Source organism: Limnohabitans sp. TS-CS-82 (assembly GCF_002943475.1).
On the sequence record NZ_PTQX01000021.1, the window covers coordinates 43,612 to 69,994 of the forward strand.

Consider the following 26,383-nt stretch of genomic DNA (forward strand, 5'->3'; position numbering starts at 1 on the left):
TTTTGAGAATTGCAGGCATTGCAAGACATACATCACGTCAAAAAAAGGACTGACCATGAAAGAATTGCCAAACCCCACCATGCCGTTGTCGTTGATCGACTTCCCTCGGGGGTCACTTCATCGACACGATCATCAAGTTGAAAAAAATCTTGTTGCGCCCCAAAAAGCTCAAGAGCGTCCAGCGCTGATCGTTGAGTGGGCCAAGCACCAAGATGAGGTGCGTGAAGCACAGCGTTTGCGCTACGACGTGTTCGCCACAGAGATGGGTGCGCGTTTGAAAGAAAGCATCCCAGGCCATGACATCGATTTATTCGACGATTACTGCGAGCACTTGATCATTCGTGATGACGCCACCGAGCAAGTCATTGGCACTTACCGCGTGCTCACGCCCGCACAAGCCAAACGCATTGGCAGCACTTATTCTGATTTGGAATTTGATCTGATTCGCTTGCGTGCTTACCGCGAGCGCATGGTCGAGTTAGGTCGCAGCTGCGTGCATCCTGAGCACCGTCACGGTGGCGTGATCATGGCGCTGTGGGGTGCGTTGGCTGAATTCATGGTGCGCAACAAGTTAGACGTGATGATCGGTTGTGCCAGCATCCCGATGCTGCACCAAGGCGTGATCAGTGGCGAAGTGGCCGCCAGCATTTGGCACCAACTCAAGCAAACGCATTTGGCGGATGTGTCGGACCACGTCACGCCACGTTTGGCGTTGCCGGTAGACCAGTGGGAGGTGAACCCTGCTTTTGAGCCGCCAGCGTTGATCAAAGGCTACTTGCGCTTGGGCGCCAAAGTGTTGGGCGCGCCCGCATGGGACCCCGACTTCAACACCGCAGATTTGCCCATGTTGATGAAAATCAACGACATGCCAGCGCGTTACCGCAAACACTTTTTGGGTGCTTGATGCATTACCGGGCGATCTTCATTTCTGATTTGCATTTGGGAACGCCTGGATGCCAAGCCGATGCCTTGCTTGACTTCTTGAAGCTCAACACCAGTGACTATTTGTACTTGGTGGGCGATATCGTGGATGGTTGGCAATTGCGTCGCAAATGGTATTGGCCACAAGCGCACAACGATGTGGTGCAAAAGCTGTTGCGCAAAGCCCGCAAGGGCTGTCGTGTGATTTACGTGCCAGGCAACCACGATGAGTTTGCACGCGGTTTTTTAGACCATCAATTCGGCGGCATTGAGGTGGTGGAAGAAGCCACGCACCTGACGGCTGATGGTCGCAAGTTGTGGGTCATTCATGGCGACTACTTTGACGCCGTGGTGCAGCAAGCCAAATGGCTGGCCTACGTGGGTGACTATTTGTACGAGTTCACACTCAAACTCAATCGTTACTTGAACAACATGCGTGGTCGCTTGGGTTTGCCTTACTGGTCTTTGTCTGCTTACTTGAAGCACAAGGTGAAGAAGGCCTTGAACTACGTCACTGATTTTGAAAATGCAGTGGCGCAAGAAGCGGCCAAGCATGGCTACCAAGGTGTGGTGTGCGGCCACATTCACCGCGCTGAGATTCGCGATGTGAATGGCGTTTTGTATTGCAACGACGGCGATTGGGTGGAAAGCCGAAGCGCATTGGTCGAGCACAAAGATGGCCGCTTAGAGTTGTTGTTCTGGAATGCCGAAGCCAAGGCCGTTGAAAAACCCAAGTTACTCAAGGTCGCATGAAAATCGCTTTGATCACAGACGCTTGGCGTCCACAAATCAATGGTGTGGTGACGACGCTGGTCGAGCTGGTCGATCAACTCATGGCCCAAGGTCATGAGGTCGAGGTGGTGCACCCAGGTCTGTTTCAGACGCGCCCTTGCCCAGGGTATGCGGGCATTGAATTGGCCGTGCGTCCTGACGCGCAGCTCAAAGCGCAGCTGGATCGCTTTGTGCCAGATGCGATTCACCTTGCGACGGAAGGCCCTCTGGGTTGGGCCGCGCGTAAATATTGTGTGCGTCGAAAGCTGCCTTTCACCACGGCCTTTCACACACGGTTCCCCGAAATTTTGAAGGCAGCCCTGCGTGTGCCGTTGTGGATGGGCTACGCCTTATTTCGGCATTTTCACAAGCCCTCTTCGGGCGTGATGGTGCCCACGCAAGGCGTGATGCGCTTGCTCGATGGCAAGGGCTTTAAAAACTTGTGCAGCTGGACCCATGGTGTGGATATGGCGCTGTTTGAGTTTTGTTCATCGGTTCAAAATCACCCTGCTTTGGATGATTTGCCGCGTCCTGTTGCGTTGTACGTGGGGCGCGTGTCGTATGAAAAAAACATTGACCAATTTTTAGCGATGCCTTGGCATGGCAGCAAAGTGGTCTGTGGTGTTGGGCCGTTGGAGGCGTCATTGAAGCAACGCTTTCACGACGTTCGCTGGCTAGGCGTGTTGCCGCGTGATGAACTGGCCAAGGTGTATGCCAGTGCGGACGTGTTCACCTTTCCCAGCCGCAATGAAACCTTTGGTTTGGTGATGCTGGAAGCCATGGCATGCGGCACCCCCGTGGCGGCTTTTCCAGTGGATGGGCCCTTGGAGGTGTTGCGTGATCCGTCGGGTGCCCTGAATCTTCCGCAGGGCGGTGTGTTGCATGAAGACTTGGCTTTGGCCAGTTTAGAAGCGCTCAAAGTGCCGCGCCACAACGCGCGCTTGCAAGCGCTGAGCTTCAGTTGGGATGAGGCCACGCGTTTGTTTGAATCGCATTTGGTCAAAGTGCCGCCTCGGCGCGTTTGAGGATGGTGCGTTGCCGCGCAGACGTGGTGTTTGAAATGTGTCAAGCTTGTCGATATGCGTTGATTTGTCACGAGACTGTCACGATGGCAGGACAAACTTGCATGTATTGAAACTAGGTATCCACATGACGACTTCGCCAACGCCCTCAAAGACACCCGCAGCGACGGTATCGACCGATTGGTTGGATCGCGATTTAAGTCTTCTTGCCTTCAATGCCCGTGTGCTGGATTGGGCGAAACGCCCTGAAGTGCCTTTGTTAGAGCGTGTGCGCTACTTGTGCATCGTCTCGTCGAACCTCGATGAGTTTTTTGAAGTGCGTGCCGCGCTGTATTCAAGCGTCGACAACCCCAAAGCCGCGCCAGACGCTGCCAGCGCCAAAGCCCATTTGAATTTGAGTGAGGTGGCACACGCCTTGGTCGACGAGCAATATGCGCTCTACAACGATGTGTTGATGCCCGCATTTGCCAAAGAAGGCGTGCGCATTTTGTCGCATGGCGAGCGCAACTTGGCTCAACACCGTTGGGTCAAATCCTTTTTCGACCGCGAAGTTCGCCCGTTGCTTTTGCCTGTGGGCTTGGACCCTGCACACCCATTCCCCCAAGTGGCCAACAAGTCACTCAACTTCATTGTGCGACTCTCAGGCAAAGACGCTTTTGGCCGCGACAACGAAATTGCCATTGTCAAAGTGCCGCGCAGCTTGCCGCGTCTCATCCCTGTGCCTGAAAAATTGTCTGGCAAGCGTCAGTTGTTTGTCTCGATTTCCAGCGTGATTCGCGCGCATTTGAAAGACCTGTTCCCAGGCCGCGATGTGGGGCAGTTTTCACAGTTCCGCGTGACCCGCCATTCAGACTTGGCGGTGGATGAAGAGGACGTCAAAAATCTGCGCACGGCGTTGCGCAAGGGGCTGGTGCACCGCAACTACGGCCAAGCGGTGCGTTTGGAAGTATCGGCGGGTTGCTCTGAACATTTGTCTGATTTTTTGCTGCATCAATTTGAGTTGCCTGCTTCTGCGCTTTACCGCGTGCATGGCCCTGTCAATTTGGTGCGCATGAACCAGTTGATCGATTTGGTGGACAACCCCAAGTGGCTGTTCCCGCGCTATGTCGGCAGCTTTCCGCATCAGCTCAATCCCAATACGTCCATTTTTGAGCAGCTACAAGCCGGTGATGTGTTGATTCATCAGCCCTATGAGAGCTTTGATGGCGTGCTGGCCTTTTTGCGTGACGCCGTGCGTGACCCCGATGTGTTGGCCATCAAGCAAACCATTTACCGCACAGGTGCCGATTCGGTGCTGATGGAGTTGCTGCGCGAGGCCGTGCAGCGTGGCAAAGAAGTGACCGTGGTGGTGGAGCTGAAAGCTCGCTTTGACGAAGAGGCCAACATCAACTGGGCGGAAAAGCTGGAGTACATCGGCGCACAAGTGGTGTATGGGGTGGTGGGTTTGAAAACGCACGCCAAGATGCTGCTGGTGTCGCGCCGCGAAGGTCGCAACATCCGCCGTTACGCGCACATGTCGACGGGCAACTACAACCCACGCACCGCCAAGCTCTATACCGATTTGAGTCACCTCACTTGCGACCCCAAATTGACGCAAGACGTTGAAACCGTCTTCAATTTGCTGGCCAGTCAAAGCAAAATTCCTCGCCTCAACAAGATGTTGATTGCGCCGTTTCACTTGCAACGTAGTCTCATCGAATGGGTCGACAAAACCGCAGCGTCGGCTGTGGCGGGCGTTCCCAGTCGCATCGTGTTGAAGATGAACACCTTGACCGATGAGAAGTTGATGGAAGCGCTTGTGCGGGCAGGGCAGGCGGGCGTGCAAATTGATTTGATCGTGCGTGGCGCTTGCATGTTGCCTGCGCAGCGCGTTGGCTTCACAGACAACATTCGCGTGCGTTCCATCATCGGTCAGTTCTTAGAGCACTCACGCGTGTTTTACTTTGCCAGCGGTGACAGTGAGACCTTGTATTTGTCGAGTGCTGATTGGATGAATCGCAATATGTTGCGCCGTGTGGAGTTGGCATGGCCTGTGGAAGATGTGGCCTTGCGAACTCGCATCGTCAACGAATGTTTGGTGGCGTATTTGCAGGACAACGTGGACGCATGGGAGTTGGATGCCGATGGCAACTACAAACGCGTACAAGCACCTAAGAGTCGCTCAGCCAAGCCGAAAGAACCACAAAGCGCTCAGGCCGCGTTGAAAGCGTTGTACGGCGTCAAAGTTTGAGGGGGATGCGATGGATTTGATTTTGTGGCGCCATGCAGAGGCCGAAGTTGCCGCTGAAGGCGATGATGATTTGTCGCGGGCCTTGACGTCAAAAGGCGACCGCCAGGCCCAGCGCATGGCCTCGTGGCTAGACAGTCACTTGCCTGAAGGCACACGCGTGCTGTGCAGTCCTGCAAAGCGAACAGAGCAAACGGCCAAGGCCTTGGGCCGTAAATTCAAATTGCGCGAAGAGTTGGTGCCCGACAGCAGTGCAGATGCCGTGCTGGACTTGATCAAGTGGCACCCAGAGACGGGGCCTCAAGGCAAAGGTCCGGTGCTGTTGGTGGGACACCAGCCTTATTTGGGGGAATTGGTGGCGCGCTTGCTCGGTATGCCTGAGCAAGCCTGCGCCATTCGCAAAGGCAGCGTGTGGTGGCTGCGCACGCGGGTACGCGAAGGTCAACTGCAAACGGTGCTCTTGACCGTGGTCTGTCCAGACCTTATTTCGCGTTCGTGGGACGACCGGTCTTGATCGTGGGCACTTTGATCAAGGCTGCTTTGAACTGAATGTCGCTCATGGCGGCCAATGCTTTGATGCCTGCGCGCAAGAGTTCGCTTTTCTTGACCGCTTGACCCAACTTGCCGCCGCGCACTTTGAGGGCGTCGATGACTTCGTATTCGTCTTTAGGAATAGTGAAGCTGTCGCGGACCAATTTCGGTTTTTTTACTTTGGCTGGTTTCTCAGCTTTTGCGGGCTTGGCAGCTACCACTGGTTTTTTGGGAGCGGCAACTTTGACGGCTTTCTTCACAGCTTTTGCGGGCGCTGCCTTGGGGGCTGCTGGTTTTGCTGCAGGCTTGACGGCCACTTTGGCGGCTGGCTTCGCAGGTGTTTTCACCGCAGATTTTTTGGCGACAACTTTTTTGACAGCCGCTTTGGGCTTCGCGACAGCTTTAGGCGTCGCTGCTTTGACGGCTTTAGGCGCGGCTGCTTTGGGTTCGTGGGAGGTCACGCTGGGGGTGGCTTGTGCATTCATTGAGGAATCCTTCAATTAAAAATAGTAAACAGTATAAACCGTTTACTCTTTTTGTTAATGATTTAGAAAATGAAGCGTCCAAGGTGTTCTCTCCCAAGCCGCGCACTCTTGTCTGAGTAAGTGCGCCGATTGTGGGTAGCGGCTTGTCCACTCCGCATCAACTGTCAAAACGAACAATTGCCGGAGATCGTTGCATCGCAGGGAGAGACCGTTGTGGTCTGGCTCTTTGCGTGCGTGGCACAAAATGATGGCGATGCGCAGCGACAAAAGCATTTTGACGAAATCCGGCTCATCAAACTCGGCTTCTAGTTTTTTCAGTTTGCCCCGTTGCCCCAGTATCAACACGCTCAAGCGGTGCAACTCTTGCATGCCAAAACCCAGCAGATCGGCGTTGTCCAAAATATAAGCACCGTGCTTGTGATAGTCACTGTGCGAGATGGCCATGCCCACCTCGTGCAAATGGGCCGCCCAGCTGAGCTTACGTTCTAGCTTGTCGGTGTGTGGGGTGTCTTTGGGGGCGATGCGCTCAAACAAGGTGAGGGCGGCTCTGCTGACGCGTGTGGCTTGTGCCGCATCGACCGAGAATTTTTGCGCCAAGCGCTGCACCGAGATGTCTCGCGCATCGGTGTTGTGGTCATCGCGCTCGACCATCTCGAACAACACCCCATGACGCAAGGCCCCTTGTGCCACCTGCAAGGTGTCAATTTCCAGCAGCTCCATCAAGGCGCGCAACACGCTCACGCCGCCGCCAATCACAGCGCGCCGATCTTCTTTCAAGCCTTCTAGGCGCACTTGTGAGGCGTGGCCAGCGCGCAGCAAACATTTCACCAACCAATTTAGCCCTTCGCGTGTCACTTGACCTGCGGGCCAACCCGACAACGCCAAGATGTCCGCCACTGCACCCACGGTGCCCGACGCGCCATAAGCCGTGTCCCATTGCGTGCGAGGGTAGCTGCTGAGGGCTTCTTCTAAAACGGCTTGTGCCGCAATTTCTGCGCGGTAAAAACTTTGTTCGGTGAACTCGCCTTGGGGGAAATACGCCATGGACCACGTCACGCTACCAACCCTGAACGAAGCCGTTTCGGTTGCTTCTGTGCCCAAGCCCAGAACCAACTCTGTGGAGCGTCCACCAATATCGATCACCAAGCGGCGCTCATCGCTGTGCGGCAGCATGTGCGAGACGCCTTGGTAAATCAAGCGCGCTTCTTCTGTGCCTGCAATCACTTCAATCGGGAACCCCAAAATCTCGCAGCCACGTTGGATGAACACATCGCGGTTTTTGGCTTCGCGCAGTGTTTGCGTGGCGACCGCGCGCACTTGTGCTTTTTTGAAACCCGACAGACGCTCGGCAAAGCGTGCCAAACAAGCCCAACCTCGCTCCATGGCGTCGGGCGTGAGGTTTCGGTCTTCGTCCAAGCCATTGCCTTGACGGACCGTTTCTTTCAAATACTCAATGCGTTGGATTTGTCCATGGTCGTAACGGCCAATTTCAAGTCGGAAGCTGTTGGAGCCTAAGTCGATTGCTGCAAGTAAGGTGCCGTGATTCATAAAAACAATATTATCTTTTTTTCGTGACAAATTGATGTCAATTTTGTGAAAGGCTTGGTGTACTGCTGTACCTTGAGCTGAGACCTCGACGCCGTCCGCTACGCAATAGGTGAATTCACCGAAATGAAACAAAGGCTTTCTACAATGTACAAATTGCACATCTGAGCTGTGTTCTAACCTCCCTTAAAACGTGCTAGGCCTCATTCCTCCTTTTATTCCTTTGCGACAAACTGCGTTGGCTTTTAGCTTGGCTTTGTTGTGCATGGTCGAAGCTGAAGCAGCCCGTCCTATGAATACGGATGACGCCAACATCGTGGATGAGAAATCGTGTCAGCTGGAGGCGTGGGTGAAAACTACGCACACCTCGCTAGAACGCTGGGCGCTACCTGGTTGCAATTTTGGCGGTGAAATTGAGTGGACGCTGGGAGGTAATTCCCAAGCCGAAGATGTGGTGGGTCAAACCCGGTATTGGGCGGGCCAAGTGAAAAAGCGTTGGCTGCCTGTGGGCGAAGGTAAGGTAGGCGTTTCAACCACGGTCGGGGTGGTGTCTATGCGGCCCGCCACGGCTTTGCGACCCAGCGACAAAGACTACTACCTCAACGTGCCTGTTACCGTGCCTTTTGGGGCAGACCGTTTTTTTCACGTCAACGCAGGCTGGGTGCAGCATCAAAGCTTGGGCGTGAGTCGTGCCACATGGGGCGTAGGCGGCGAGTTGCCATTGAGCGACAAGGTCATTGCCATTGCAGAAACCTTTGGCGAACAAGATGCTGGTCGGCGTTATCAGCTCGGACTTCGTGTCTGGTTAGTGCCGCAACGCGTTCAGGTTGACGCCACGTATGGTAATCAAGTCGGCATGCCTGAACAGATGCGTTGGATTTCTGTGGGTTTGCGCTTGCTTAGTCCTGCATTTTTACCCTGATCATGCAGAGGCGTAGGTCAGCTGTTGCATCAGCAGTTGTGCCGAGGGCGATAGCTCGCGCTGGGGGTTAAAGGCGACCACCAATTTACGCTTGGCCCAAGCGTCTTGCAGCGGAATAACTTTGAGCTTGAGTGCTTCCACTTGACTTACGCAAACGCCTAGCGGCAACACGCCAACGCCCAAGCCTGCCGCAATCATGTGACACATGGCGTCAAAGCTTCGGACTTGCACGCGCATGTGCATGTGTTCACTTTCTTGTTCTGCCATGCGCGACGTGAGTTCTAGCAGCGAGCTGCCTCGGTTCAGGCCAACGAAGTCGTATTGCAAACAAGTTTTAAAGTCCACGGTTTTCAGCTTGGCTAGCGGGTGCGTGGCATGGCTGAGCACCACCAATTCGTTGGTTTGAAATGGCAACACCGTCAACCCGTCCAAGGGCGTTTCGTCGGCCAAAACGCCAATATCCGCAATGCCGTCGACCAAGGCGCGCGCAATGTCGCCACTGAGTTGTTCTTCGAGTTCCACCCTGATATCGGCGTGCTCGGACAAAAACGTATGCAGGATGTTGGGCAGGTATTCGGTGAGCGACGACATATTGGCCCACAAACGCACATGGCCGCGAATGCCTTGCGAGTAATCGCTGAGCTCACTGTTGAACCGCTCTAAACCTTGAAATAAACGAATGCAGTGCTGCAAAGCCAAGTGCCCCGCAGACGTGAGCTGCACACCTTTTTGACTGCGATCTAGCAACTGTGACCCTGTCGCCGTTTCGAAGTCAGACAAGCGTCGACTGGCCGCAGACAAAGCCAAATGGCAGGCTTCTGCGCCTTTGGTGATGCTGCCTGTTTGAGCCACCGCACAAAAGAGGCGCAGTGTCACAAAGTCGAATCGGCTGAGGTTGAAACTTTTTTTCATGCGTGAGTGTGTTGACCTTCGCAAAATGCGAAGGAGATTTTACGCATGAGCAATTTTCTTGAAGGCGCTTTGTTTTTACAGTCTCCACATGTTTGATTTAGAAATCCCAAAACCATGTCCGCACTAACTGGACTCAAAGTCATTGAACTCGGACAACTCATCGCCGGGCCGTTTGCTGCCAAAACTTTGGCCGACTTCGGTGCCGACGTGGTCAAAATTGAAACGCCGCAAACGGGCGACCCTCTGCGTAAATGGCGTTTGCTCAAAGACGACACCTCGGTGTGGTGGCAAGTGCAGTCGCGCAACAAGCGTTCGGTGGCGCTGGACCTGAAAGAAAAAGAAGCGCAAGACATCGTGCGTCAATTGGTGCAAGACGCCGATGTGCTGATCGAGAACTTCCGCCCTGGTGCCATGGAAGGCTGGGGCTTGGGCCCCGATGCCTTGTTGGCCATCAACCCGCGCCTCATCATGTTGCGCATCAGCGGCTATGGCCAAACCGGGCCTTACCGCGACAAGCCCGGTTTTGGCGTGGTGGCCGAGGCCATGGGTGGTTTGCGCCACTTGACGGCCGAACCCGGTCGCGTGCCCGTGCGTGTGGGCGTCAGCATTGGCGACACCTTGGCGTCCTTGCATGGCGTGATTGGCATTTTGTTGGCACTGCAAGAGCGCCAACACAGTGGCCAAGGCCAAGTGATCGATGTGGCTTTGTACGAGGCTGTGTTCAACTGCATGGAAAGTTTGCTGCCCGAGTACAGCGCCTTTGGGGTGGTGCGCGAAGCTGCAGGCAGCGCGTTGCCTGGCATTGCACCTAGCAACGCTTACCGCTGCCAAGATGAGGGCTATGTGCTGATCGCGGGCAATGGCGACAGCATTTTCAAACGCCTCATGCACACCTTGGGCCGTGACGATTTGGGGCAAGACCCAGCCCTCGCGGACAACGCCGGTCGCGTCAAACGCGTGGAAGAAATTGATGCCGTCATTGGCGCATGGACCGCCCAGCACACCGTGGACCATGTGTTGGCCGCGCTCGATCTGGCGGCTGTGCCCGCAGGCCGTATCTATACCGTGGCCGACATCGCTGCAGATCCGCATTACCAAGCGCGCGGCATGATTCAACAGGTGCAGATGGACGATGGCACCTCTCTGTCTGTCCCCGGCATCGTGCCGAAGTTGTCGCGCACCCCAGGTAGTCACCGTCGCAATGCCCCCACCATTGGGCAAGATACCGATGCGGTGCTGCAAGACATGGGTTTAACCTCAGCACAGATTCAAACGCTCAAAGACAAAGGCATCGTGGCATGACCCGCATTTATTTCAACGAAGTCGTCACGCGTGATGGCTTTCAAATTGAACCCAACTTTATTTCTACGGATGCGAAGGTGGCCTTGATCGACGCTTTGAGCTTGTGTGGCTACGCCAAGATTGAAGCCACGTCGTTCACCTCGCCCAAAGCGATTCCCATGTTGCGTGACGCCGACGAGGTGATGGGCCGCATTCAACGTGTGCCCGGCGTGGAATACACCGTGCTTGTGCCCAACCTGCGTGGCGCTGAGCGTGCCATGGAGGCCAAGGCTGATGAGTTGAATTTGGTGATGTCCACTTCCGAGGCGCACAACCTCGCCAATCTGCGCATGACCCGCGCTCAAAGCTTCGCCGCATTGGCTGGCGTGGTGCGCTATGTGGACGGTCAAACACCCATCAACGTGTCACTCTCGACGTGCTTTGGTTGCCCCATGGCGGGCGATGTCGCGTTGGCTGATGTGTTGGGTGTCGCGCGTCGCTTTGTCGACCTCGGTGTGCGTGGCCTCACCCTTTGCGACACCACGGGCATGGCGCATCCCCTGCAAGTCACGCGCATGGCCGAAGCGCTGCAACAGCAATTGCCAAACACCCAACTCACGCTGCACTTTCACAACACGCGTGGCATGGGCTTGGCCAATATCTTGGCGGCGGTGCAGTCGGGCATCACACGTTTCGACGGCTCGCTGGGCGGTTTGGGCGGTTGCCCTTATGCGCCTGGCGCCAGTGGCAATGTGTGCAGCGAAGACGCCATTCACATGCTCGACGCCATGGGCTACGACACCGGTATGGACGTGGCGCAGCTGATCAAGTTGGCGCGGCAGTTGCCGCAGATGGTGGGCCACGAGGTGCCGGGGCAGGTGGCCAAGGCCGGTCGCATCACCGATTTGCATCCAGCGCCATGATGGATCACCTCGACCATTTAGTGCTCACCACCTTCAACGAAGACGCTTGTGTCGATTTCTACACGCGCGTGGCGGTGTTTGTTCTTTATTGCTCGTCGACGATGGGGTTGGACAAGGTGCCAATGCCCTCAATCTCGATCTCACAGACATCGCCAGGCGCCATCCACACGGGTGGTGTGCGCGCATAGCCCACACCCGCTGGCGTGCCGGTGATCACCACGTCGCCAGGCTCCAAGGTCATGCACTCGGTGATGATGCGCAACGACTCCACCACGTTCCACAAAAAGTCGCGCGTGTTGGCGTCTTGCATGACTTTGCCATTCAAGCGCGATTGAATGCGCAAGCCCTCAGCGCCTGCGGGCAGCTCGTCGGGCGTGACCAGCCAAGGCCCGAAGGGGCCGGTGCCGTCAAAGTTTTTGCCAATCGTCCATTGCGCGGATTTGCGTTGGTAGTTACGGATGCTCGCGTCGTTGAAGCAGGCGTAACCGGCAATGCAGGCTAGCGCATTGTCCGCTGTCAGGTGGCGTGCACGCTGGCCGATGACCACTGCCAACTCGGCTTCGTAATCGAGCTGTGTCGACGCTTTGGGGCGCACGATGGGGCTTTGGTGGCCCACCATCGAGGTGGCGCCGCGCATGAAGAAGCTGGGGTACTCGGGGCGCGCATTGCCGCCTTCTTTGGCGTGGTCGGCGTAGTTCAAACCCATGCAAACGATCTTGCCGGGGTTGGGAATCAGCGGCAGCAATTGAACCGACGACAGCGTGCGAATGGCCGTGGCGGGGGCTTTGAGTGCGGCGGCGTGGGCGGCGGCCATGGCACCTTCGGTGGCAATCAGCGTTTTCAAATCTGCGGGTAAATCGAGGCCCAGCAAACTCAGGTCCACCAACGTCTCGGAGGACGCATCTTTGATCCAGCCCACGCCGGTGTGGTGGTCTGTTTTGAAGCTTAAAAATCGCATGTGGTTGTCTCCTTTTTTATTTATTCCAAGCGCCAGGTGTATTTCATACTGGCCCAACTTTGTTCAGCTTTGCCGTCCACTGTGCCAGGTCGGAACTGGCATTTCGAGAGGGCATTGCGTGCCGCTTCATCCAAGCGGTTGAAGCCAGAAGACTTTTCAATCTCGGCTTGCAGCACACGGCCATCGGCACCAATCAAAAACTTCAGCGTGACGGTTCCTTCTTCTTCGAGGCGGCGTGAGGCGCTGGGGTAGTCGGGCTTGGCGCAGCTCGCGCCGGCTTGAATGGTCGCGCCTGTGCGTATCGCAGGGGCTGGTGAGGCGGCTGGCACAGGTGGTGCCACCACAGCAGGGGCTGCGCTGGGCGGTGCCACAGGCACGGTGATGGTCGGTGTGGTGCTGGTGGGGGTTGGCACAGGCGCGGCAGCAGGCGGCGGCGGTGCTTTAGGGGGCGGTGGTGGCGTTTGGGGTGGGGCGAGCGGCGGCGGTACGTTCTCGCTCAGCAACATGGCGACCACTTTGACCTCGGTGATTTTCACGACCTTTTGGGCCAAGCCCGACTGAAGCGCCCACAGCAGCAGCCCATGCAGCAACACCACTAGCGCGATGCTGACGAGGTGCTTGCGCGGGTTGCGTTGGCGCTGGGCGTAGGGCGATGAGGAGGTCGAAGAAGTGTGCACGGGGCGGGTACTGAAAATCAACTCTGATTCTAGGGCGCCCGTGTGACCTCTTTAGGTCACGGGGGCTGGGTTGAACAACACCAGCGCGTTGTGCAGTTTCCAATGCTCCGCCCATGTCTTTTTACGACCACTGGCCACGTCCAGCATGAGTTGGAACAGTTCCATGCCAACGTCTTCAATCGTTTTGTCGCCATCCGCGATGGTGCCCGCGTTGATGTCCATCAGGTCGTGCCAGCGGCGGGCAAGGTCGGTGCGGGTGGCCACTTTGATGACGGGCACTTCGGCCAAGCCATACGGTGTGCCGCGCCCCGTGGTGAAGACGTGCATGTTCATGCCCGCGGCGAGTTGCAGCGTGCCGCAAATGAAGTCGCTCGCAGGGGTCGCCGCGTATATCAAGCCTTTTTGGGTGAGCTTGTTGCCCGGTGACAGCACGCCCGAAATGGGGGCCGAGCCTGACTTGACGATGGAGCCCATCGCTTTTTCGACGATGTTGGATAAACCGCCCTTTTTGTTGCCCGGCGTGGTGTTGGCGCTGCGGTCCACACGGCCGCGGGCCAGATAGGCGTCGTACCAAGCCATTTCACGGATCATGGCCTCGGCCACTTCCGGAGTGGTGGCGCGTGCGGTGAGTTGGTCAATGCCATCGCGCACTTCGGTGGTTTCCGAGAACATCACGCTGGCGCCTGCTCGCACCAGCAAATCGGTGCAAAAGCCCACGGCGGGGTTGGCCGTGACGCCTGAGAACGCATCGCTGCCGCCGCATTGCACGCCCACCACCAGCTCGCTGGCAGGCACGGTTTCGCGGCGTCGTAAGTTCAGACGTTTAAGGTGGCGTGTGGCGGTTTGCATGATGTCGTCAATCATGGACATGAAGCCCACATGGGCGTCGTCTTGCAGACACACCACATCCAGGGCTTCGCCGCGCTGGTCGTTGATCGGGATGGCGCCGGGGGGCATCAGGCGTTCGGGTTGCAGCTTTTCGCAGCCCAAGCTGACCACCATCACTTCGCCGCCAAAGTTGGGGTTCAGGCTGATGTTGCGCAGCGTGCGAATTGGGATTTCTGCACCGTCGGCGTCAATCGCCACGCCGCAGCCGTAGGTGTGTTCGATGCCCACCACGTCGTCGACGTTGGGGTATTTGGGCAGCAACTCCGCTTTGATGCGTTGCACCGCAAATTCCACCACGCCCGACACACATTGCACGGTGGTGGTGATGGCCAAGATGTTGCGCGTGCCCACTGAGCCATCGGCGTTGCGGTAGCCCTCGAAGGTGTAGCCCTCCAGCGGAGGAAGCGGCTCGGGCATGATCGTGGCGATGGGCAGGTTGTTCAGCTCGCGGGCTTCGGGCATTTGCAGCAGGCGCTCATGCACCCAGCTGCCTGCAGGAATGTCTTGCAGCGCGTAGCCAATGGGAATGCCATAGCGAATGACCGCGGCTTGAGCAGGCACATCGACCAGCGCTACTTTGTGGCCTTGGGGCACTTGGGTGGTCAAGGTCAGGCCGTCGGGCAACACGGTGCCAGCAGCCAAGCCGCCTGCGTTGGCCACGATGGCCACGTTGTCGCGGGCATGCATGCGGATGGTGATCGGGGTGGTCATCAAAGTCTCCTGTTTGTGGATAATGATAGCGGTACCATTTATCCGGTCAAGAACCCGTTGAATACCGACGTGCAAGTGAGCGACATGACTGACAAAGAAACCCCCAAACGATCACGCCGCAGCAGCGGTGCCATCACCCTGCGTGACGTGGCCATGCTCGCGGGTGTAGCGCCCATCACGGCCTCGCGTGCCATCAACACGCCCGGGCAGGTGTCGCCCGAGGTGTTGCGCAAAGTGCAAGAGGCGGTGCAACGCACGGGCTATGTGCCCAACCGCATGGCGGGTGGTTTGGCCTCGTCCCGCAGTCGCTTGATTGCCGCCGTGGTGCCCAGCACCGTGGTGTCGGTGTTCATGGAAACCATCGAGTCATTGAACGGCACTTTGTTTGACGCGGGTTACCAACTCATGCTGGGCCAATCGGGGTACTCTGCCGAGCGCGAAGAGTTGCTGCTTGAAGCCATCATTGGACGTCGTCCTGACGGCATCTTTTTGACGGGCATTTTGCCGCCGGGCAGGGCGCGCACGCGTTTGCTGGCATCGGGCATTCCGGTGGTCGAAACGTGGGACTTGACGCCCACCCCGATCGACATGCTGATTGGCTTCTCTCACTCGGACATTGGGCGTGAAGTGGCCCATTTCTTGATGGCCAAGGGCTACCAAAAATTCGCCATCGTGCGTGCGGAAGATGAGCGCGCCGATCGCCGCACCGTGGCGTTTCAAGAGGCCGTTGCGCAGCGGCGTTTGCCACCTGTGTTTGTGGTGAACGTGGGGGCCTCACGTTCCCTCAAAAGTGGGCGCGACGCGATGGCCCGCATCTTGGCCGAAGCGCCAGGCGTGCAGGCTGTTTTTTGCAGTTCCGACTTGCTGGCTTTGGGTGTGATGACCGAGGCGCGCGCACGCGGTCTGTCGGTGCCCGACGATGTGGCCGTGATGGGTTTTGGCGACGTGCCTTTTGTGGCTGACATGGTGCCTGCGCTGACCACCGTGCGCATCAACGGTGGGCAAATTGGCGAGCTAGCGGCCCGCTTTTTGATTGACCGCGCCGAGGATCGACCCGTGGACCCACGCATCGTGGATGTGGGCTTTTCGATCATCGAGCGTGAGAGTACAGCCCTAGCGAAAACCCTAGGCTAAAAGCATTGACGCTGCGTTTTTGCGTCGTTACCATCCCTTTAACTTAACTTGGTAGCGCTACCAAATGAATATAACTTCCTCATCACACATGTATTCGCGTTTGCTTTTGACGGGCGCTGCGGGCGGACTGGGCCAAGTGCTGCGCCCACGCTTGAAAACCCGTTGCGATGTGCTGCGCGTCAGCGATTTGTCGAATTTGGGCGAAGCCGCCGATGGCGAAGAGCTCCGACCTGCCGCGCTGCAAGACCGTCCCGCCGTGATGCAACTGTTGCAAGGGGTGGATGCGGTGGTGCACCTAGGGGGCATCTCCACCGAGCAGCCGTTTGACGACATCGTGCAAGCCAACATCATTGGCGCCTACAACCTGTACGAAGCGGCCCGTATTCACGGCACGCGTCGCATTGTGTTTGCCAGCTCCAACCACGTCACCGGTTTTTACCGCCAAGACGAGGTGATCGATGCCAACCAACCCGTGCGTCCCGATGGTTACTACGGTTTGAGCAAAGCCTTTGGCGAAAACTTGGCCCGCTTTTACTTTGACCGTTACGGCATCGAGACCGTGGCGCTGCGCATTGGCTCCTCATTCCCCGAGCCCAAAGACCGCCGCATGCTCGCCACTTGGATGAGCTACGACGACTTAGAGCGTTTGGTGGTCGCCAGCCTCAGCTCACCCGTGGTGGGCTACAGCGTGATTTACGGCATGTCCGACAACCACCATGTGTGGTGGGACAACACGCCTGCCAAACACATTGGCTACCGCCCGCAAGACAGCTCCGAGCCTTTCCGCGCCGCCGCCGAAGCGCGTCAGCCCATTCTTGATTTGAACGACCCCGCTGTGATTTACCAGGGCGGCGGGTTTGTCAAAGCGGGTCCTTTTTAATTCTTAGACAACCTCACAGGAGACAACACCATGACACAACGCTTCAGCCTGATTCAAACCTTGGTGGCCACGGCCGCCGCTTCCCTATTCGCCATGGCGGCCAACGCCACAGAGTTCCGCTCGTCAGACACGCACCCTGACGACTACCCCACCGTACAGGCCGTGCGCCACATGAGCGAAGAGCTGAGCAAGGCCACCAATGGCAAGCACAGCATCAAGGTGTTCTCCAAGTCCACCTTGGGTCAAGAAAAAGACACGATTGAGCAAACCAAGCTCGGTGCCATCGCCATGACCCGCGTCAACGTGGCACCCATGAACAACATTTGTGCGGCCACCATGGTGCCCACCATGCCGTTCTTGTTCCGTTCGACCGAGCACATGCGCAAAGTGTTGGATGGTGCGATTGGTGAAGAAATCTTGAAAGATTGCGAACCACAAGGCTTTGTGGGTTTGGCCTTCTACGACTCAGGCGCACGCTCTATTTACACCGTCAAAAAGCCCATCAAGGTCTTGGCTGATGCCAAGGGTTTGAAGGTGCGCGTGCAGCAAAGCGATTTGTGGGTGTCGGTGCTCGAAGCCATGGGCGCCAATGCCACGCCCATGCCGTATGGCGAGGTGTACACCGCGTTGAAAACTGGTTTGGTGGACGCCGCAGAAAACAACTACCCCTCGTATGAGAGCTCACGTCACTTCGAAGTGGCCAAGTACTACAACAAGACCGAGCACTCGATGGCGCCCGAAATTTTGTTGTTCTCCAAGAAGGTGTGGGACACCCTGTCTGCTGAAGACCAAAAGCAAATCCGCGCAGCTGCCAAAGAGTCGGTGACGTACATGCGCAAGCTGTGGGACGAGCGTGAAGCCAAATCGCTGGCGATTGTGAAAGCCGGCGGTGCTGAGATTGTGGAAGTTGACAAGGTTGCTTTCCAAAATGCCATGAAGCCCGTGTATGACAAGTTCTTGAAGGACCCCAAACTCCAAGACATGGTCAAGCGCATCAACGCTGTCAAGTAACTGAGTCGTTCATGTACACACGCTTTTGTGCCGCCTTAGCGCGGCTTTGTTTGAAGGTGGGCGTCGGCGGCCTTGGGTTGCTGATTGCCGCCGTGCTCTACCAAGTGATTGGCCGTTACGTGTTCAACGACACGCCCACTTGGGCGGAGAGTGGTGCGGTGTTGTTGGTGCTCTACGTGACCATGCTGGGCATGGCGGTGGGGGTGCGCGACGCGGGTCACATTGGCTTGGAGTCTTTGTTGGTGCTGGTCCCAGAGGCCGTGCGCTTGAAGATGGAGCTGCTCATTCACGCCTTGGTGCTGGTGTTTGGCCTGATCATGGCCTACAACTGCGCGGTGTTGGCGCAAAGCGTGTGGGACTACAAAATTCCAACCTTGGGATTGTCAGAAGCCTTCAAGTACGCCCCACCTGCTTTTGCGGGTGTCTTGATTTCTTTGTTTTCGTTGGAACACATCATCGCCTTGTTGCGCGGTGAAGAGGTAGAACCCGCATGGCATTGACTATTTTGTGCGTGAGCTTCACGCTGTTGCTGCTTTTGGGTGTGCCCGTGGCGTTCTCGATTGGCTTGTCGTCTTTGGCGACGCTGTTTTACGAAGGCTTGCCGCTTGCGGTCGGCTTTCAGCAAATGATTTCGGGCATGAACCCGTTTTCGTTCCTCGCGATTCCGTTCTTCATCTTCGCAGGCGAGATCATGATGTACGGCGGCATTGCCGACAAGATTGTGGACTTCGCCAAGTCGCTCGCCGGCCATGTGCGCGGCGGCTTGGGCATGAGCAACGTGTTGGCTTGCACCTTGTTTGGCGGTGTGTCGGGCTCTCCTGTGGCCGACGTGTCGGCGATGGGTGCGGTGTTGATTCCACAAATGAAAAAAGAGGGCTACGACGCCGACTACGCGGTCAACGTCACCACCCATGCTTCGTTGGTGGGCGCCTTGATGCCGACCAGCCACAACCTCATCATCTTCACGCTGGCAGCCAGTGGCAAGGTGAGCATTGCCGCCTTGATCTTGGCGGGCATCGTGCCAGCCATTGTGCTGACCATTTGCAACTTGGTGGCGGCGTATGCGGTGGCCGTCAAGCGCGGTTATCCCGCAGGCACCTTCCCCGGTTGGGCGGTGGTGGGGCACTCGTTTGTGCAATCGCTGCCAGGACTGTTTGTGGTGGTCATCATCATCGTGGGCATTTTGTCGGGCGCGTTCACCGCGACCGAGTCGGCCTCGGTGGCGGTGCTGTGGGCCTTGTTCCTCGCCGCAGTGGTTTACAAAAAACTCACGCGCGAGCAGTTGATGAAGGCGGCTTCTAAAGCGGTCAAGAGCACCGGTGCGGTGTTGTTGCTGATCGGCATCAGCTCCATGTTTGGCTACTTGATTGGCTTGTACGGCGTGGCTGAGTTGACGGGCAATTTGCTGTCGGGCTTCAGCAGCACACCGTGGGTCATCTTTTTGTGCGTGAACGTCATCTTGTTTGTGTTGGGCACCTTCCTCGACATGGCCGCCACGATTTTGATTTGCACGCCCATCTTCTTGCCCATTTGCCAGCAAATGGGCATGAGCACCGAGCAGTTTGGCATCGTCATGCTCATCAACTGTGCGCTGGGCTTGAACACGCCGCCCGTGGGCACCACCCAGTTTGTGGGTTGCACCATTGGTGGCGTTTCGGTGGGCACGGTGATGAAAACCATTTGGCCGTTTTACGGTGGCTTGATCGCCGCTTTGATGCTGGTGACTTACGTGCCCTCGTTCTCGATGTGGCTGCCCAACTTGATTTTGAAATAAGCCTCACGGCACACACACCTGAACTGATACACCTGTATGAACCAAGGCCCATCCATCCCATTTGTGACCAGCCCTCGCTACCCTGATCCTCGCATCGAGGTGTTGGATGAGCGCTTTATGAAATTGCGCGTTTTCAGCAACAGCGTGGAGCAACTCTTCAGTGGCATGCGTTGGGCCGAAGGCCCCGTGTGGTTTGGCGATGGTCGCTACCTGTTGGTGTCGGACATTCCCGGCAACCGCATCTTGCGTTGGGACGAGGCATCGGGGCAGGTGAGTGAATTTCGCACGCCCTCGCACAACGCCAACGGCCTCGCGCGCGACCAGCAAGGACGCTTGTTGGCCTGCGAGCACCAGTCACGGCGTATCACGCGCACCGAGTACGACGGTCGCATCACCGTGTTGGCCGATCACTTCGAAGGCAAGCGCCTCAACTCCCCCAACGACATCATTTGCCAAAGCAATGGCGCGGTCTGGTTCACCGACCCGCCCTTTGGCATTGCGGGCGATTGGGAGGGCGACCCTGCGCCTGCCGAATTGCCCCATGCGGTGTACCGCATCGACCCACAAACGGGCGCACTGCAACAGGTGCTGACCGATGTGCCTGGGCCTAACGGCTTGGCCTTCTCACCGGACGAGTCGGTGCTCTACATCGTGGCGAGCCGGGCCAAACCACACCGTCAGGTGTGGGCGTATGACGTGGACGCACAAGGCGAGTTGTCAAACCGCCGCGTGGTGATTGACGCGCAAGGGCCCGGTGCTTTGGACGGCATAGCGGTGGATGTGGAAGGCAATCTCTGGTGCGGCTGGGGCAGCGATGGCTCGGCACACGGCAATCCTGAACAGCTCGATGGTGTGCGTGTCTTTGCGTCAGATGGCACGGCCATTGGCCATATCCACTTGCCTGAGCGTTGCGCCAACGTCTGCTTTGGTGGCGCCAAAAACAACCGACTTTTCATGGCCAGCAGCCACTCGCTGTATGCCGTTTACACCCACACCCGTGGCGCAAATGCGCTCGGTTAATTTCAATGAAAGAAGAGAGTCCTCTATGAAAAAACGTAACTTTTTGATGTCATGCCTTGCGGGTTTCCTGAGTATGACCGCGGCCTATGCTTGGCCTGACAAAAACGTCACTTTGGTCGTACCTTTCCCACCGGGTGGGTCCACCGATTTGATCGCACGCACGTTGGCCCCCAAGCTGCAAGAGAAACTGGGCGGCACCTTCATCACCGACAACAAAGCAGGAGCCACAGGCACGATTGGCGCGGGTTTTGTCGCGCGTTCTGCCCCCGATGGCCACACTTTGTTTGTGTCGTCTTTAGGGCCCTTTGTGATTGCCCCCCATTTGTTGACTAAAGTGCCTTACGACGCTTTGAAAGACTTCGACTACATCACCGTCGCTGTGCAAGCGCCGAACGTGTTGGTGGTGCCCGCGAGTTCGCCCTTTAAATCGATGGCCGATGTCATCGCCTTCCAAAAAGCCAATCCCAACAAAATGACCTTTGCCTCCTCGGGCAACGGCAGCAGCGACCATCTGACCGCTGAGTTGTTCTGGTTGCAAACAGGCACCACGGGCATCCATGTGCCCTACAAAGGTGGTGGCCCTGTGATGAGCGATTTGCTGGGTGCCCAAGTGGACTCGTCCTTCATGAACATCAACACGGCCATGCCACAAATTGTGTCGGGCAAGTTGCGTGCGCTCTCCATCACCAGTGCCAAACGTTCGCCCTTGCTGCCCAATGTGCCTTCGTTAGAAGAGCTGGGCATCAAAGATGCCAACGTCAACTCTTGGCAAGCCATCGCCGCGCCCAAAGGTCTGCCAGCCGACATCAAAGCCAAATTGCATGCGGCCATCGTGTCTGCCTTGAACGACCCGCAAGTCAAGCCCAAATTGCTGGACTTGGGGTTTGAGATCGTGGCCAACACCCCTGAGCAATTCACCGCGTTCCAAGCGACTGAGTTTGCGCGTTGGAAGAAGCTGATTGAAACCCGCAACATCAAAGCAGACTGAACGATTTATGGCCAACACCACTGTGACGCAAGCTCCCGTCATCACTCAATTGCGTGTCATCCCTGTCGCGGGGCATGACAGCATGTTGCTCAACTTGTCGGGTGCACATGGCGCGTTTTTCACCCGAAACATCCTCATCCTCACGGACAACGCGGGACGCACGGGCATCGGCGAAGTGCCGGGCGGCGAAAAGATTCGCGCCACGCTGGAAGACGCCACCGAGCTGGTGGTGGGCCAGAGCATTGGCAATGTGCAAGCGGTGCTCAACACCATGCGCACCCGCTTCGCCGACCGCGATGTGGGCGGCCGTGGCTTGCAAACCTTTGACTTGCGCACCACCATCCACGCCATCACGGCGGTGGAGTCGGCCTTGCTCGACTTGTTGGGCCAGCACCTCAACGTGCCTGTGGCCGCGCTCTTGGGCGAAGGCCAGCAGCGCAGCGCGGTGGAGATGCTGGGTTACCTGTTTTTCATTGGCGACCGCACACAAACCGATTTGCCTTATCGCCAAGAGGCCGATGCCGATAACGCCTGGTTCCGCTTGCGCAACGAAAAAGCCATGACGCCTGAGTCGGTGGTGCGTTTGGCCGAAGCCGCGCGTGAGAAATATGGCTTCAACGATTTCAAGCTCAAAGGGGGGGTGTTGGCTGGTGAGGCTGAAATTGAAGCCGTTCGCGCCTTGCACGCACGCTTCCCGCAAGCGCGCGTCACGCTCGATCCCAATGGTGGCTGGTCGCTCAAAGAAGCCATTCATTTGATGCGCGATATGCACGGCGTGGTGGCTTACGCCGAAGACCCATGCGGTGCCGAAGAAGGCTTCAGCGGCCGCGAAGTGATGGCCGAGTTCCGACGCGAAACCGGCTTGCCCACCGCCACCAATATGGTCGCCACCGATTGGCGTCAGATGGTGCATTCCTTATCGCTACAAAGCGTAGACATTCCACTGGCCGATCCGCATTTCTGGACCATGGCGGGCTCGGTGCGCGTGGCGCAAACCTGCCGCGACTGGGGCCTGACTTGGGGCTCGCACTCCAACAACCATTTCGATGTGTCGCTGGCCATGTTCACCCATGTGGCGGCGGCGGCACCGGGCAAAGTCACAGCCATCGACACGCATTGGATTTGGCAAGACGGCCAAGGCCTCACCCAAGAGCCCCTGCAAATTGTGGATGGTCATGTGCAAGTGCCGCAAAAACCGGGCTTGGGCATTGCGCTTGACATGGCCAAAGTCGAGGCCGCGCATCAGCTGTATCTGCAACACGGCTTGGGCTCGCGTGACGATGCCACGGCCATGCAGTACCTGATTCCAGGCTGGAAGTTTGACCACAAGCGCCCGTGCATGGTGCGCTGATTTTGGAAATAAAAAAGGAAATATGACTATGAAACTCGGATTCATTGGCCTCGGCATCATGGGCGCCCCCATGGCGCAACACCTGTTGGCTGCTGGCCACGAGATGTTTGTACGCACCCGCAGCAAAGTGCCCGAAGGCTTGCAAGGCGCCACCGTGTGCGCCACCAACGCCGATGTGGCGCGTGCGGCAGACATCATCTTTTTGATGTTGCCCGACACCCCCGATGTGCAGGCCGTGTTGTTTGGCAAAGACGGCGTGGCTGAGGGCTTGAGCGCTGGCAAAGTGGTGGTGGACATGAGCTCCATCTCGCCCATCGACACCAAGGCCTTTGCCCAGCAAATCAACGCCAAGGGCGCTGAGTACCTTGATGCACCCGTGTCGGGCGGCGAAGTGGGGGCCAAAGCGGCGAGCTTGACCATCATGGTGGGCGGCACAGAGGACACGTTTGCGCGTGTCAAACCACTGTTCGAGTTGATGGGTAAAAACATCACCCATGTGGGCGGCAATGGCGATGGTCAGACCACCAAGGTGGCCAACCAAATCATCGTAGCGCTCAACATTGCAGCGGTGGGTGAGGCCTTGCTGTTTGCCAGCAAAGCGGGCGCCGACCCCGCCAAAGTGCGCGCTGCCTTGATGGGTGGTTTTGCGTCAAGCCGCATTTTGGAAGTCCATGGCGAGCGCATGATCAAGCGCACGTTCAACCCCGGTTTCCGTATCGCGTTGCATCAAAAAGACTTGGGGCTCGCGCTCAGTGGCGCCAAAGCCATGGGCGTGGCATTGCCGCAAACCGCTTCGGCGGCGCAACTCATGCAAGTGTGTGCGGCGCAAGGCTGGGACCAACTCGACCACTCGGCTTTGGTGAAGTCGCTGGAGTTGATGGCCGCGCACGAGGTCAGCCAAGGCTGATCAGGAGACCAACTTGGCCACGCGCGCTTGACCGCTGTTGCGGCTCAAATGCTGCAGTGGCAATTCGGTGCTGGACTTGATGCGTTGCAACACCAAGTTCGAGCGAATGCTGCTCACCCCTTCGAGCGCGGTAAGTCGGCGCAGCACCGAATCCGACAAATCGGCCAAGTTGGCCGCCACGATTTGCAAAATGTAGTCGGCCTCGCCAGTCACGGAGTCGCAGGCCAAGACTTCTGGCATGTCTTGGATCGCGGCTTCAAACGCGCGTCCTTCATCACCCCCGTGTCTGAGCAAACTGACGGCGGTGATGGCACGCACGGTCAACCCCAGCAATTGGGCGTCCAGCAGCGCTGTGTATTGACGAATCAGTCCGTTGGCGTGCAGTCTTTGCACGCGTCGACTCACCTGTGAGCCCGACAGATGCACCAAATCTCCCAGCTCTTGGTTGGTGGCGAGCGCGTTGTTTTGCAACGCAGTCAACAGCTTGAGATCAAAAGTGTCTAGAAGAAGATCGTCGTTGATGGGTGTTTTCATGCACAAATTATGCATGAATTAGCTTTTCTGGTGCTGAAAATGCGCACCTCTTGCTGTGGGTTTTCACCACAATGGGTTTTCTCATCACACCAACGAGGCGTATGCCATGACCGAACATTTAGACAATCCTATGGGCTTGATGGGTTTTGAATTCGTCGAATTCGCTGCGCCCCATCCAGAAATCTTTGGCCCCCTTTTTGACAGCATGGGTTTCACCTGCGTGGCCAAGCACCGTTCTAAAAACGTGTGGCTGTATCGCCAAGGGGGGATCAATTTCATCGTCAATCAGGAACCCAACAGTGCGGCGGCTTACTTCGCTGCCGAGCATGGGCCGTCTGCTTGCGGCATGGCGTTTCGTGTGAAAGACGCGCATCAAGCGTATGCGCGCGCCTTGGCGCTGGGTGCACAACCGGTGGACATCCCAACCGGACCGATGGAGTTACGTTTGCCCGCCATCAAAGGGCTGGGCGGTGCGCCGCTGTATTTGATTGACCGCTTTGAAGAGGGCAAGTCGATTTACGACATTGATTTTGAGTTTTTTCAAGGCGTAGAGCGCCACCCTGTTGGCCACGGTTTGCGTTTGATTGACCACTTGACGCACAACGTCTACCGAGGCCGCATGCAGTATTGGGCTAATTTTTATGAAAAATTGTTCAACTTCAAAGAAGCCCGTTACTTCGACATCAAGGGGACGCACACGGGGCTCACGTCCAAAGCCATGACGGCGCCCGACGGCATGATCCGCATTCCTTTGAACGAAGAGGCCTCCAAGGGCACGGGGCAAATTGAAGAGTTTTTGATGCAGTTCAATGGCGAAGGCATTCAGCATATTGCCTTGTTGACCGACAACTTGGTGGACACCGTGGATCGCCTGCAACTGGCGGGCGTGGCTTTGATGACGGCACCCAATGACGTGTATTACCAAATGCTTGAGCAACGCTTGCCTGGGCATGGGGTGCATGTGCCGGACTTACAAGCTCGCGGCATTTTGCTCGACGGCGTCACGGGCGAGGGTGCGCCACGGTTGCTGCTGCAAATTTTTTCGCAAACCATGCTGGGGCCGGTGTTCTTTGAATTCATTGAACGCCGTGCTGACGAGGGCTTTGGGGAGGGCAACTTCAAAGCGCTGTTCGAGTCGATTGAGCGTGATCAAATTCAGCGTGGCGTACTGGTGACAAGTGATTGACGGCAATGCCGTTACCCTCAAGCCATTCAACTTAGGAGACACTTTTCATGCACATTCCGTCCCTCAAAAATGAAGTCAGCCCCGAAGAGTGGGCCTTGCGTGTGGACCTCGCGGCGTGTTATCGCCTGGTGGCCATGTACGGCATGAGTGATTTGATCTTCACGCACATCAGCGCCAAGTTGCCAGACAGTGTGTCCGGTGATTCGCCGCAGTTTTTGATCAACCCTTATGGCTTGATGTTCGATGAAATCACGGCCTCGTCGTTGATTCGCATCGACATGGCAGGCAACCAAATCACGCCGTCCGAGTTCAGTGTCAACCGCGCGGGCTTTGTGATTCACAGCACCATCCACGAAGCGCGTCACGACGCCGCGTGTGTGCTGCACACCCACTCGCGCGCGGGCGTGGCGGTGAGTGCGCAAAAGGCGGGTGTGCTGCCCATTTCGCAACAGGCGACGTTGTTGATGAGTTCGCTGTGTTACCACGACTACGAAGGCTTGGCGGTGCACGACGACGAGCGGGCGCGCCTGAAGGCCGACATGGGCAGCAGCAACTACATGGTGCTGCGCAACCACGGTTTGTTGACGGTCGGCAAAACGGTGGCCGACGCCTTTTTGGCGATGTACTTTTTGGAATCCACCTGCCAAATTCAAATCAGCGCGCAAGCGGGCGGTGAACTCAACATGGTGTCGCAAACGGTGTTGGACGGTGTGGAAACGGCCATGCGCTTGCAGCAGGGGCAAGGCCGAGGCTCGGCGGGGCAGCTGGCTTGGCCTGCGCTGCTGCGTCGTTTGGATCGGTTGAACCCCGGCTACGACGCATAA

At 57.1% G+C, this 26,383-nt stretch carries 26 protein-coding genes; 19 read left to right on the top strand and 7 right to left on the bottom strand.

Going from position 1 to position 26,383, the window contains the following annotated elements; genetic code table 11:
* The first annotated feature begins 55 nt into the window (after window positions 1-55).
* The 5 genes from C5F52_RS27520 (at window position 56) to sixA (ending at window position 5,455) form a co-directional block, all read left to right on the top strand.
* Window positions 56-904: a GNAT family N-acetyltransferase gene (locus C5F52_RS27520; protein ID WP_104801571.1), complete on the top strand. Its 849-nt coding sequence runs from the start codon at window positions 56-58 to the stop codon at window positions 902-904.
* Window positions 811-1,674 carry a UDP-2,3-diacylglucosamine diphosphatase gene (locus C5F52_RS27525; protein WP_104801572.1) on the top strand — a complete coding sequence of 288 codons (864 nt, stop codon included), beginning with the start codon at window positions 811-813 and terminating at the stop codon, window positions 1,672-1,674. Before C5F52_RS27520 ends, C5F52_RS27525 begins: the two co-directional genes overlap by 94 nt.
* Window positions 1,671-2,717, top strand: a complete 1,047-nt coding sequence (locus tag C5F52_RS27530) for a glycosyltransferase family 1 protein (protein WP_104801573.1) — start codon at window positions 1,671-1,673, stop codon at window positions 2,715-2,717. The genes C5F52_RS27525 and C5F52_RS27530 overlap by 4 nt, the downstream gene beginning before the upstream one ends.
* A gap of 124 nt (window positions 2,718-2,841) precedes the next feature.
* The gene (gene ppk1 / locus C5F52_RS27535; RefSeq protein WP_104801574.1) at window positions 2,842-4,944 is read left to right on the top strand and encodes a polyphosphate kinase 1; all 2,103 of its coding nucleotides are present in this window, start codon (window positions 2,842-2,844) and stop codon (window positions 4,942-4,944) included.
* Window positions 4,945-4,954: 10 nt separating this feature from the next.
* Entirely contained in the window at window positions 4,955-5,455 is a 501-nt protein-coding gene (gene sixA / locus C5F52_RS27540) for a phosphohistidine phosphatase SixA (protein ID WP_104801575.1), read from the top strand.
* Here sixA and C5F52_RS27545 read toward each other — a convergent pair.
* Both C5F52_RS27545 and ppx read right to left on the bottom strand, forming a co-directional pair.
* Window positions 5,424-5,957 (bottom strand): hypothetical protein, encoded by a 534-nt coding sequence (locus C5F52_RS27545; RefSeq protein WP_236658033.1) that lies wholly within the window; start codon window positions 5,955-5,957, stop codon window positions 5,424-5,426. The genes sixA and C5F52_RS27545 overlap by 32 nt on opposite strands.
* Window positions 5,958-6,011: 54 nt before the next feature.
* Window positions 6,012-7,505 (bottom strand): exopolyphosphatase, encoded by a 1,494-nt coding sequence (gene ppx / locus C5F52_RS27550; RefSeq protein WP_104801613.1) that lies wholly within the window; start codon window positions 7,503-7,505, stop codon window positions 6,012-6,014.
* Window positions 7,506-7,794: 289 nt separating this feature from the next.
* On the opposite strand from ppx, the gene C5F52_RS27555 reads away from it, so the two are divergent.
* Window positions 7,795-8,424 (top strand): hypothetical protein, encoded by a 630-nt coding sequence (locus tag C5F52_RS27555; RefSeq protein ID WP_236658034.1) that lies wholly within the window; start codon window positions 7,795-7,797, stop codon window positions 8,422-8,424.
* Here the strand turns inward: C5F52_RS27555 and C5F52_RS27560 are convergent, their stop codons facing one another.
* Window positions 8,425-9,336: a LysR family transcriptional regulator gene (locus C5F52_RS27560; RefSeq protein ID WP_104801576.1), complete on the bottom strand. Its 912-nt coding sequence runs from the start codon at window positions 9,334-9,336 to the stop codon at window positions 8,425-8,427.
* Window positions 9,337-9,450: 114 nt separating this feature from the next.
* Between C5F52_RS27560 and C5F52_RS27565 the strand changes: the two genes are divergently transcribed.
* Entirely contained in the window at window positions 9,451-10,638 is a 1,188-nt protein-coding gene (locus tag C5F52_RS27565; RefSeq protein ID WP_104801577.1) for a CaiB/BaiF CoA-transferase family protein, read from the top strand.
* A complete protein-coding gene (locus tag C5F52_RS27570) occupies window positions 10,635-11,540 on the top strand; it encodes a hydroxymethylglutaryl-CoA lyase (protein WP_104801578.1) in 906 nt (301 codons plus the stop codon). The genes C5F52_RS27565 and C5F52_RS27570 overlap by 4 nt, the downstream gene beginning before the upstream one ends.
* 85 nt (window positions 11,541-11,625) lie before the next feature.
* Here C5F52_RS27570 and C5F52_RS27580 read toward each other — a convergent pair whose 3' ends face one another.
* Genes C5F52_RS27580 through garD form a run of 3 tightly spaced genes read right to left on the bottom strand, consistent with a single transcriptional unit; the run spans window position 11,626 to window position 14,774 of the window.
* Window positions 11,626-12,498, bottom strand: coding sequence for a fumarylacetoacetate hydrolase family protein (locus tag C5F52_RS27580; RefSeq protein WP_104801579.1), 873 nt, complete (start codon window positions 12,496-12,498; stop codon window positions 11,626-11,628).
* 20 nt (window positions 12,499-12,518) lie between these two features.
* Window positions 12,519-13,175, bottom strand: coding sequence for an energy transducer TonB (locus C5F52_RS27585; RefSeq protein ID WP_104801580.1), 657 nt, complete (start codon window positions 13,173-13,175; stop codon window positions 12,519-12,521).
* Between the two features lie 51 nt (window positions 13,176-13,226).
* On the bottom strand, window positions 13,227-14,774 hold the full coding sequence (gene garD, locus C5F52_RS27590; protein ID WP_104801581.1) for a galactarate dehydratase: 1,548 nt from the start codon (window positions 14,772-14,774) through the stop codon (window positions 13,227-13,229).
* Window positions 14,775-14,858: 84 nt separating this feature from the next.
* On the opposite strand from garD, the gene C5F52_RS27595 reads away from it, so the two are divergent.
* The 9 genes from C5F52_RS27595 to C5F52_RS27635 all read left to right on the top strand — a co-directional run bounded on the left by C5F52_RS27595 (window position 14,859) and on the right by C5F52_RS27635 (window position 23,839).
* Window positions 14,859-15,908 carry a LacI family DNA-binding transcriptional regulator gene (locus C5F52_RS27595; RefSeq protein ID WP_104801615.1) on the top strand — a complete coding sequence of 350 codons (1,050 nt, stop codon included), beginning with the start codon at window positions 14,859-14,861 and terminating at the stop codon, window positions 15,906-15,908.
* 64 nt (window positions 15,909-15,972) lie between these two features.
* A complete protein-coding gene (locus C5F52_RS27600; RefSeq protein WP_104801582.1) occupies window positions 15,973-16,788 on the top strand; it encodes an NAD(P)-dependent oxidoreductase in 816 nt (271 codons plus the stop codon).
* 30 nt (window positions 16,789-16,818) lie between these two features.
* Window positions 16,819-17,799 carry a TRAP transporter substrate-binding protein gene (locus C5F52_RS27605; RefSeq protein WP_104801583.1) on the top strand — a complete coding sequence of 327 codons (981 nt, stop codon included), beginning with the start codon at window positions 16,819-16,821 and terminating at the stop codon, window positions 17,797-17,799.
* A gap of 11 nt (window positions 17,800-17,810) precedes the next feature.
* Window positions 17,811-18,299 carry a TRAP transporter small permease gene (locus tag C5F52_RS27610; protein WP_104801584.1) on the top strand — a complete coding sequence of 163 codons (489 nt, stop codon included), beginning with the start codon at window positions 17,811-17,813 and terminating at the stop codon, window positions 18,297-18,299.
* Window positions 18,290-19,573 carry a TRAP transporter large permease gene (locus C5F52_RS27615; protein ID WP_104801585.1) on the top strand — a complete coding sequence of 428 codons (1,284 nt, stop codon included), beginning with the start codon at window positions 18,290-18,292 and terminating at the stop codon, window positions 19,571-19,573. Before C5F52_RS27610 ends, C5F52_RS27615 begins: the two co-directional genes overlap by 10 nt.
* Window positions 19,574-19,609: 36 nt before the next feature.
* Window positions 19,610-20,593, top strand: a complete 984-nt coding sequence (locus C5F52_RS27620) for an SMP-30/gluconolactonase/LRE family protein (protein ID WP_104801586.1) — start codon at window positions 19,610-19,612, stop codon at window positions 20,591-20,593.
* A 25-nt stretch (window positions 20,594-20,618) separates the two neighbouring features.
* The gene (locus tag C5F52_RS27625; protein WP_104801587.1) at window positions 20,619-21,581 is read left to right on the top strand and encodes a tripartite tricarboxylate transporter substrate binding protein; all 963 of its coding nucleotides are present in this window, start codon (window positions 20,619-20,621) and stop codon (window positions 21,579-21,581) included.
* A gap of 7 nt (window positions 21,582-21,588) precedes the next feature.
* Complete coding sequence (gene gudD / locus C5F52_RS27630; RefSeq protein WP_104801588.1) at window positions 21,589-22,932, top strand: glucarate dehydratase; 1,344 nt, start codon at window positions 21,589-21,591, stop codon at window positions 22,930-22,932.
* Window positions 22,933-22,954: 22 nt separating this feature from the next.
* Window positions 22,955-23,839 (top strand): 2-hydroxy-3-oxopropionate reductase, encoded by an 885-nt coding sequence (locus tag C5F52_RS27635; protein ID WP_369954528.1) that lies wholly within the window; start codon window positions 22,955-22,957, stop codon window positions 23,837-23,839.
* Here the strand turns inward: C5F52_RS27635 and C5F52_RS27640 are convergent, their stop codons facing one another.
* Window positions 23,840-24,373: an Lrp/AsnC family transcriptional regulator gene (locus C5F52_RS27640; RefSeq protein ID WP_104801590.1), complete on the bottom strand. Its 534-nt coding sequence runs from the start codon at window positions 24,371-24,373 to the stop codon at window positions 23,840-23,842.
* A 106-nt stretch (window positions 24,374-24,479) separates the two neighbouring features.
* Here C5F52_RS27640 and hppD point away from each other — a divergent pair, with 106 nt between their 5' ends.
* Both hppD and C5F52_RS27650 read left to right on the top strand, forming a co-directional pair.
* Window positions 24,480-25,559: a 4-hydroxyphenylpyruvate dioxygenase gene (gene hppD / locus C5F52_RS27645; protein ID WP_104801591.1), complete on the top strand. Its 1,080-nt coding sequence runs from the start codon at window positions 24,480-24,482 to the stop codon at window positions 25,557-25,559.
* A 47-nt stretch (window positions 25,560-25,606) separates the two neighbouring features.
* Entirely contained in the window at window positions 25,607-26,383 is a 777-nt protein-coding gene (locus C5F52_RS27650) for a class II aldolase/adducin family protein (protein ID WP_104801592.1), read from the top strand.